Genomic DNA, 8,217 nt, shown 5'->3' with positions numbered 1-8,217 from the left:
GCAACCAGGTCTGCCACGCTGCCGGCATCGCCTACGCGATGAAGCTGCGCCGCGAGCCGCGCGCCGCGGTTTGCCTGCTCGGGGACGGCGGCACTTCGAAAGGCGATTTCTACGAAGGCATGAATATGGCGGGCGCCTGGCATGCGCCCCTTGTGCTGGTCGTCAACAACAACCAGTGGGCGATCTCCATGCCGCGCAGCCAGCAGACCGCCGCGCAGACGCTCGCGCAAAAGGCCATCGCGGCCGGTATCCCTGGYCTGCAGGTGGATGGCAACGATGTCGTGGCGGTGCGCCAGGTCACGCTCGATGCGCTGGAACGGGCGCGCAGCGGCGGCGGCGCCACGCTGATCGAAGCGATCACCTACCGGCTTGGCGACCACACCACGGCGGACGATGCCTCGCGCTACCGCGACAGCGAACAGGTCAAGCAGCACTGGCTGCTGGAGCCGGTGGCCAGGCTGCGCAACTATCTGCTGCGCCTTGGCGCATGGGATGCGGCACGCGAAGACGCGCTTGCCAAGGATTGCGCAGCGCAAGTGATGGCCGCAGTGGAGGCCTATCTGGCAACGCCCCTGCCGGAAACAACGGCGATGTTCGATCACCTGTATGCCAGCCTGCCCAAGGCGCTGGAGGCGCAAGTGGCCACCGCGCGTCGCTTTGCCCCGGGCGCCCCGGCTAATGAGAGCGAGAGGGATCATGGCTGAAATCAATCTGGTCGAARCCGTCAACCAGGCGCTGGCCCATGCGCTGGAACACGACCCGCGCGTGGTGCTGCTCGGTGAGGACATTGGCGTGAATGGCGGCGTGTTCCGCGCCACGGCGGGCCTGCAAGCCCGTTTTGGGGCCGAGCGCGTGATTGATACGCCGCTGGCCGAGTCCGGTATCGCCGGGGCCGCGATCGGCATGGCGGCAATGGGGCTGGCGCCCGTGGTGGAAATCCAGTTCACCGGTTTTATCTACCCGGCCATCGACCACATCATCAATCATGCCGGCCGTCTGCGTCACCGCACGCGCGGCAGGCTGAGCTGCCCGATGGTGCTGCGCTCGCCCTTTGGCGCCGGCATCCATGCGCCGGAGCATCACTCCGAAAGCCCCGAGGCGATGTTTGCCCATATTCCCGGCATCCGGGTGGTCATACCGTCCACCCCGGCGCGCGCCTACGGCCTGCTGCTGGCGGCCATGYGCGACCCCGACCCGGTGGTGTTCCTCGAACCAACCCGGCTCTACCGCCTGTTCCGCGAGGAAGTACCGGACAACGGCGAGGCGCTGCCGCTCGATACCTGCTTCACACTGCGCGACGGCGACGACATCACGCTGGTGAGCTGGGGGGCGATRCTGCAAGAGACGCAGGCCGCGGCTGACCTGCTGCTGGACGAGGGCATCGCCGCCGCCGTCATCGACGTCGCCACGCTCAAGCCGCTCGACATGGACACCATACTGGAATCGGTCACCAGGACAGGACGCTGCGTCATCGTCCACGAGGCGCCCCGCAGCGCCGGCTTCGGGGCCGAGATCGCGGCGAACCTCGCCGATGCGGGGCTGTACTCGCTGGCGGCGCCGGTGCAGCGCGTCACCGGCTACGACACCGTGGTGCCAATGGCCAGGCTCGAGTACACGTACCTGCCCAGCGTGGCGCGGATTGCCGACGCGGCGCGCAAGGCCATGGCCGCTTGACGTTTTTCCGGGGAGCGTTGATGAAGATCTTCAAATTGCCCGACCTGGGCGAAGGCCTGCAGGAAGCCGAGATCACCGAATGGCACGTCAAGCCCGGCGACACGGTGGCGGCCGACCAGCCGCTGGTTTCGGTCGAGACCGCCAAGGCGATCGTCGAGATACCGTCGCCCTACGCCGGACAGGTCGCCAAGCTGTTTGCCCAGCCGGGCGAGATCGTGCACCTTGGCGCGCCGCTGGCGGGCTTCGAAGGCGCCGGCGGGCAAGAGGATGCGGGCGCGGTGGTGGGCGATGTCAAAGTCGGCACGCACGTGGTCGCGGAAGCGCCCGCCGCCCTGTCCCGTGGCGGTGGCGCGGTGCGGGCCGTGCCGGCCGTGCGCGCCCTGGCGCGCCAGCTCGACGTGGACCTGGCGATGGTCACCCCAACGGGCGCKGACGGCATCATCAGCGCCGCCGATGTGCGCCGCGTTGCCGCGACGCTGGCGGACCTGGGGCCACCGGAAGTCCTGCGCGGCGTGCGGCGCGCCATGGCGCTGAACATGGCGCGCGCCCAAAGCGAGGTCGCCGCGGCGACCGTGATCGACGACGCCGATATCCATGCCTGGGCGCCCGGCACCGACACCACCATCCGGCTGGTGCGCGCACTGGTTGCCGGCTGCCGCGCCGAGCCCGGCCTCAACGCCTGGTATGAAAGCCAGACCGGGCGCCGCCATGTGCCGGCGCGGATCGACGTGGGGATTGCGGTCGACCTGCCCGAAGGCCTGTTCGTGCCGGTGCTGCGCGATACCGGCAAGCGCGACGCGGCAGACTTGCGGCGCGGCCTGGACCGCATGCGCGCGGATGTGCGTGCACGAACGATCGCCCCCGAGGAAATGCGCGGCAACACCATCACGTTGTCCAACTTCGGCATGATCGCCGGCAAGTACGCGGCGCCGATCGTCGTGCCGCCAACCGTCGCCATCCTGGGCGCCGGCCGGATCCACGATGCGGTGGTTGCGGCCGGCGGCATTCCTGTCGTTCACCGCATCCTGCCGCTCAGCCTGACCTTCGATCATCGGGTGGTCACAGGCGGCGAGGCCGCGCGCTTCCTGGCGGCAGTGATCGCGGACCTGGCGCTGGCGGCCTAGGCCCGGGCAGCGCGGCAGGCGAGCGCGTGGGGCTTTACTCCGCGCGGATCCTGGCTTCGGCCACGATCTTGGCGGAGCGCTCCATGTCCTCCTTCTCGAAGCGGGCGAAGTCTTCCGGCGTGCCTGGCGAGAGCAGGTAGCCCTGCTCGGCCAGCCTGCCGCGCAGGTCGGACGCCAGTGCTTTGTTGACCTCGGCGTTGAGCCGCCTGGTCACATCGGCCGGCAGCTTGGCCGGACCCCACAGGCCATACCACGAGTAGAACTCATAGCCCGGCACTGTCTCGCCAACGGTCGGCACGTCGGGCATGGAAGGCAGCCTGTCCTTGGAGGTCACCGCGACCACGCGCACCATGCCGCTCTTGTGATAGGCCAAGGCGCCAAGCACGGGATCGATAAAGCCATCGATGGCGCCGCCGATCAGGTCCTGGTAAGCGGGCGCGGAGCCCTTGTACGGCACCACCAGGTAATCGATCTTGCCTGCCCGCTTGAGCAGCTCCGTGGACAAATGCCCCGCGGACGCCTGCGAGCCAATCGCGAACGACATCTTGCCGGGATGCGCCTGCGCGTAGGCGATCAGCTCCTTGATATTCTTCACAGGCAGGTTCTTGTTGACCGAGACCGCCAGCGGCCCCTTGCCGACCAGCGCGATCGGCACGAAATCCCTGGTCACATCGTAAGGCGACGATCTCAGGGTCATGGGCGTGGTGGTGAAGGTGGAGGCGCTGAACAGCAGCGTGTAGCCGTCCGCCGTGCCCTTGGCCACCGCATCGGCGCCGATGATGCCCTGGCCGCCGGGCCGGTTGTCGACGATGAAGCTCTGGCCGGTTTGCTCGGAGAGCTTCTGCGCCAGCATGCGGCCGACGGTGTCGGTGGGGCCGCCGGGCGGGAACGGAATGATGACGCGCAGGCTGGAACAGGTCGGGGTAGCTCTCGTTGCCGCCCAGGCCCAGGCCGGCGGCGATATTGAGCGACATCTGATGGCCGCCGTGCGGGATGCAGCGGCTTGGCGACCAGCCAAAGGTCTTCAGCACGTCCAGCGTGCGCTCGTACTCCACCAGGCCGTAGGACAGCGCGCAGTCGAACTGCAGGTAGTCGCGGTCCGGGCGCATGGCGCCGTAGCGGATCAGGTTGCGGGCGTCCTGGTGGCTGAACAGGTTTTCGCCGGTGGCCATGGCGCCGGGGTAGTACTCAGCCAGCGTGGCCTGCAGGTGGTAGTCCAGCGGATCGCCGGCTTCCTCGTACCAGAACAGCGGATAGTCGCGCAGCATCTTGGCGTAGGCGATCGCGGTGTCCAGGTCGAAGCGGCCGTTGGCGTCCACGGCGAGCTGCGCGTCCGGGCCGATTTCCTGCAGCACGGCCTCGATGCGCGCGCTGTCTTCTTCCAGGCTGGCGCCGCCGATCTTCATCTTGACCACGTTGTAGCCGCGCTTCAGGTAGGAGCGCATCTCGGCGCGCAACGCGCCGAGGTCCTTGCCTGGATAGTAATAGCCGCCGGCGGCGTAGACGAACACGCGCGGGTTGGCGTTGACGCCGTGGCGCTCGGCCAGCAACTGGAACAGCGGCACGCCGGCGATCTTGGCCACCGCATCCCACACCGCCATGTCGATGGTGCCGACCGCCACCGAGCGCTCGCCATGGCCGCCCGGCTTCTCATTGGACATGGTGGCGGCCCACACGCGGTTGGGGTCGAGGTTGGTGCCGGCGTCGTCCAGCAGCGATGCTGGATCGGCCGCCAGGATACGCGGGGCAAACCGCTCGCGGATCAGGCCGCCCTGGCCGTAGCGGCCGTTGGAGTTGAAGCCGTAGCCGATCACGCGCTTGCCGTCGCGAAAAGCGTCGGTCACCACGGCGACGAGGCTGCTCGTCATCTTCGAGAAATCGATATAGGCATTGCGGATGGGTGATGAAATCGGCTTCGTCACTTCACGGATGTCAATGATGCGGACGGACATGGCTTGTCTCCAGTGTTCTAGTGTTCCGGTGTTCCGGTGTTCCGGTGTTCCGGTGTCTTTCGGTAATCGGCGAATCAGGTGGTTCGATACCTCGGCTGAGTGCGCTACAGCGACCCGCCGCCGCAAATCAGGATCTGCTGCCCGGTGATGGCGCCGGCATCGGGCCCGAGCAGGAAGCTCACCACCCCGGCCACTTCATCGGGCCGGATAAAACGCCCGATGGGCGGCGTGCGCGGCGGCGTGCCCTTGCGGCCCGGGTCGTTGAGCATCGGGGTCTCGGTGGCGCCCGGCGCCACCACGTTGACAGTGATGCCGCGCGGCGCCAGCTCCGCGGCCCAGGAGCGCGCCATGCCCACCACCGCCGCCTTGGTCGCGGCGTACTGGCTGCGCCCTGGCGCGCCCGCCGCCGTGCGGCTGCCGATCAGCACGATGCGCGCGCCATCCGGCAGCGTCGGCATCAGCGCGTTGACCAGCACGCAGGCGGCTTGCACGTGGATGCGCCACATGCCCTCGCCGTCCTCGGGGTTCAGCTCGCCGAGCACCGCCGTGCGCATGAATCCCGCGGCATGGACGATGGCGTCGACCCGTGCCAACGTGGCCACGGCGACAGCAAGCTTTGCAGCATCGGTCAGGTCGACTTCGATCCCGTTGAAACCCTCGGCGCCGGGTGCCGGCGAGCGGTCCAGCCCGGTCACCGCCCAGCCCGCCGACAGCAGCCGCCGGGCAATGGCCGCGCCGATACCGGAGCTGGCGCCGGTGACCACGGCGTGCCTGGTCCGCGCCGCGGGCGTGTCGTCGTCTTGCATGGATTGGCTCATCAAAGCCCCTTTGGATTGCATGGCCGGCGGCCCGGCCCTCGGCACGCTGGCCGCGGGCCGGGATGGCGCGCCGGTACAGCGCCGGTGCAGGCCCGGATCAGACGCGGTTCAGGCTCAGGCAGCCGCCTTCTGCGTCACGCCGGCGTGTTCCAGCGCGCCCTTGATCGCGGCCAGCTCGGCGGCCGACGGTGCGTGGGTCGGCGGGMGCACCGTGCCATCGCGCAGGATGCCGGCCAGCGCCATGGCGGCCTTCATGCGGCCATGGGCTTCGCCCGTGGGCTCGCCGGCGCCGTACACCGCATCCTTGAGCGGGTTGATCAGGGCCTGCACGCGCATGGCTTCACGCAGGTCGCCGGCCTTGACCGCCTTGAGCAGGTCGTTGATCACGCGAGCAACTCCGACGAGTAGGAGCCACGGGTCCAGGCCGGGTAGATATGCACCACCAGGGGCAGCCCGCTGGCCTTGCCGATGGCGTTGAAGTAGTCGAGGCAATGCTCCGGCTTGAAGCCAAAGCGCAGCCAGTGATGCGGCGGCATGATATCGAGCCCGGCGGCGCCAGCTTCCTTGGCCCAGCCCGCTTGTTCCACGGCGTCGTTGATGCCTTCGCAGACCACCGACGAGATCACCGGGCAAATGCCCTGGGTGGCGTCGGCGGTGATGCGGGTCACTTCGGCGCGCTCGCGCGGCGTCAGCGAAAAGACTTCACCGGTATGGCCATTGGTCATCAACGCGGTCACGCCAGCTTGGCCGCCCAGCCACCTGGCAAAGCGGCGCAGCTCCGGCTCGTTGATGCTGTAGTCCGCGTTGAAAGGAACCGCGATGGCGGGAATGATGCCGTGGAAATTGATATCAGGCACGTTCGTCTCCTGGTGTGGCCTGCGCTATTTGCGCGTTCGGGTGGGTATCAAGGTGGGCGGAATAAATCCGCCGGAGGGTTGCAGCGCACGGGCCAGCTCGGTAGCGGCATGCACTACCGCCGGGGCCGTGGTCGATTCGAAATCTTCAAGCGAGGTATTCATGGCCGGCGCCGCCACGCTCAGGCCGGCAACCGGCACGCCGTCCACATCCAGCACCGGCGCGGCCACCACATAGAGGCCGGACACCGTTTCCTGGTCCGACAACGCATAGCCCTTGGCCCGCACGGTCTTGAGCCGCTCGAGGATGGTGTCGAGCTCGGTGAGCGTGTGGTCGGTCAGCTTCTGGCGGGGCTGGGCGTCCAGCACGCGGGCCTGCATGTCCTGCGGCAGCCACGCCAGGATGGCGTAGCCCACGGCCGTGGAATAAGCCGGCACCCGGCTGCCGATGCGGATATCCACGCCAAGCCGCGTCAGCCCGGCCTGGATCCGTTCCGCGTAAAGCACGTCCGGGCCATCCAGCACGCCGATGGAAGCGGCTTCATTGATCTCCCCCACCAGCGCGCGCAGGATCGGCCTTGCCCGCGTGCGCAGGTCGGCATGGGCGATGGCGTCAAAGCCCAGGTCCAGCACCTTCAGCGACAGCCGGAACAGCCGCGTGTCCGGCACGCGCTGCACGTAGCCGATATCCACCAGCGTATTGAGGAAACGAAAGGCCGTGGCATTGTCCAGCCCGGAGCGGCGCGCGACTTCCGCCATGGTGAGCTCGGGTTCCTGCGCCGTGAACGCTTCAAGAATGCGGAAGCCCTTCGCCAGCGACTGCACCGTGTTCTTGGATGCGTCGCCCGCGCTGCTCGCCTTCGATGCGGTCGGGACGGAGTTCTCGGTAGCCATGTCAATCTCCACTGTCAGTTCTTCGTTCTTGATGCGAACCCGGAATCAAGTTCGGATTCCGAATTTTAATTCGATGAACGGACGGAGGAAAGCCCTCGCTCTGGTTAGGTGGATATGCATCGGCATTGCTGCCGAACCCTTAAAATTCGGATTGCGAATTTTTATTCGAAATATGAGCCTAAAAAGAAGTGCCAACCAACGGCACCTGTTTTTCCTGCCCTGCGCCCTGCAGCGCTTTTTAATTTATTCGGATAGCGAATTTGTATTCGCGATATGAAATATTCTAGGCCTCGACTTCCGGCCCTTGCAAGCTCGATTTGCTAAGGGTTTTTACTAGGCGAGCTTCCCAACGGGAAGCCGGATGCTTGCATGGTAAGGGACCAATGCGAATCCCGCCCCCTGCTGGCCTGAACACACCTTGCCGGCGGCGGTCCAACAACTTCATTGCCCGGAAGGCGGTGCGACCATGTCTGACACGACGACTTTTGTGCACGCTCACGCAGCCCATGGCGACTGGCAGGCAGCCCTGGCGGAGTGCCGGCAGCAATTTGACGCGCAGCTTGCGGCGCGTCAGGCAGCGCCGGGCGGAGCGGCCCCGCTTACGCTCGGCTGGTGCTACCTGAGCGACTATTACGCGCCGGCCGCAGAGGCCATCCTCGCCGCGCTGCAGGAAACCTGGCCGGGCGTGGCCTGGGTGGGTGCGGCTGGCGTGGGCGTCTGCGCCAGCGGGGTCGAATACTTCGACGAGCCGGCCATGGTGCTGATGGCGGCCGCATTGCCGCCCAGCACGTTCCGGCTGTTCTCCGGGCAGCAGCCACTACCTTCGGCGTCCACCCCCTCCACCTCCTACTTCGCGCCCCATACCGCGCTGGTCCATGCCGAGGGCAGCACGCCGGATGTC

General features: G+C 67.3%; 6 protein-coding genes and 3 pseudogenes. 4 read left to right on the top strand and 5 right to left on the bottom strand.

Annotation, left to right across the window (positions count from 1 at the left end; genetic code table 11):
* The 3 genes from AC1DS3_RS36390 to AC1DS3_RS36380 all read left to right on the top strand — a co-directional run.
* Positions 1-704 (top strand): thiamine pyrophosphate-dependent enzyme (locus AC1DS3_RS36390; protein WP_477129109.1); only part of this gene is annotated, 704 nt, incomplete at its 5' end.
* Entirely contained in the window at positions 697-1,674 is a 978-nt protein-coding gene (locus AC1DS3_RS36385; protein ID WP_477129108.1) for an alpha-ketoacid dehydrogenase subunit beta, read from the top strand. The genes AC1DS3_RS36390 and AC1DS3_RS36385, both read left to right, overlap by 8 nt.
* A gap of 20 nt (positions 1,675-1,694) precedes the next feature.
* The gene (locus AC1DS3_RS36380; protein WP_441634769.1) at positions 1,695-2,798 is read left to right on the top strand and encodes a dihydrolipoamide acetyltransferase family protein; all 1,104 of its coding nucleotides are present in this window, start codon (positions 1,695-1,697) and stop codon (positions 2,796-2,798) included.
* A 34-nt stretch (positions 2,799-2,832) separates the two neighbouring features.
* On the opposite strand, the pseudogene AC1DS3_RS36375 reads toward AC1DS3_RS36380, so the two are convergent.
* From AC1DS3_RS36375 to AC1DS3_RS36355, 5 genes and pseudogenes are all read right to left on the bottom strand, one after another.
* Positions 2,833-3,702 (bottom strand): annotated as a pseudogene (locus AC1DS3_RS36375) (Bug family tripartite tricarboxylate transporter substrate binding protein); the annotation flags it as partial.
* 1 nt (position 3,703) lies between these two features.
* Positions 3,704-4,750: pseudogene (locus tag AC1DS3_RS36370) on the bottom strand (mandelate racemase/muconate lactonizing enzyme family protein); the annotation flags it as partial.
* A 104-nt stretch (positions 4,751-4,854) separates the two neighbouring features.
* A complete protein-coding gene (locus AC1DS3_RS36365) occupies positions 4,855-5,556 on the bottom strand; it encodes an SDR family NAD(P)-dependent oxidoreductase (protein ID WP_477129107.1) in 702 nt (233 codons plus the stop codon).
* Between the two features lie 126 nt (positions 5,557-5,682).
* Positions 5,683-6,425, bottom strand: a pseudogene (locus AC1DS3_RS36360) (dihydrodipicolinate synthase family protein).
* A 24-nt stretch (positions 6,426-6,449) separates the two neighbouring features.
* Positions 6,450-7,316, bottom strand: a complete 867-nt coding sequence (locus AC1DS3_RS36355; protein ID WP_441634759.1) for an IclR family transcriptional regulator — start codon at positions 7,314-7,316, stop codon at positions 6,450-6,452.
* Between the two features lie 466 nt (positions 7,317-7,782).
* Here AC1DS3_RS36355 and AC1DS3_RS36350 point away from each other — a divergent pair.
* Positions 7,783-8,217, top strand: a 435-nt coding sequence (locus AC1DS3_RS36350; RefSeq protein WP_477129106.1) for an FIST N-terminal domain-containing protein, incomplete at its 3' end; no start/stop codon positions are given.

Source organism: Cupriavidus sp. 01L46, assembly GCF_056399905.1.
This window is presented reverse-complemented; position numbering and strand designations above follow the sequence as displayed.

What these genes read in the sequence shown, in the direction of transcription:
- AC1DS3_RS36365 (WP_477129107.1), bottom strand. Translation starts at nt 5,556, where the DNA reads ATGCAAGACGACGACACGCCCGCGGCGCGGACCAGGCACGCCGTGGTC.
- AC1DS3_RS36355 (WP_441634759.1), bottom strand. Translation starts at nt 7,316, where the DNA reads ATGGCTACCGAGAACTCCGTCCCGACCGCATCGAAGGCGAGCAGCGCG.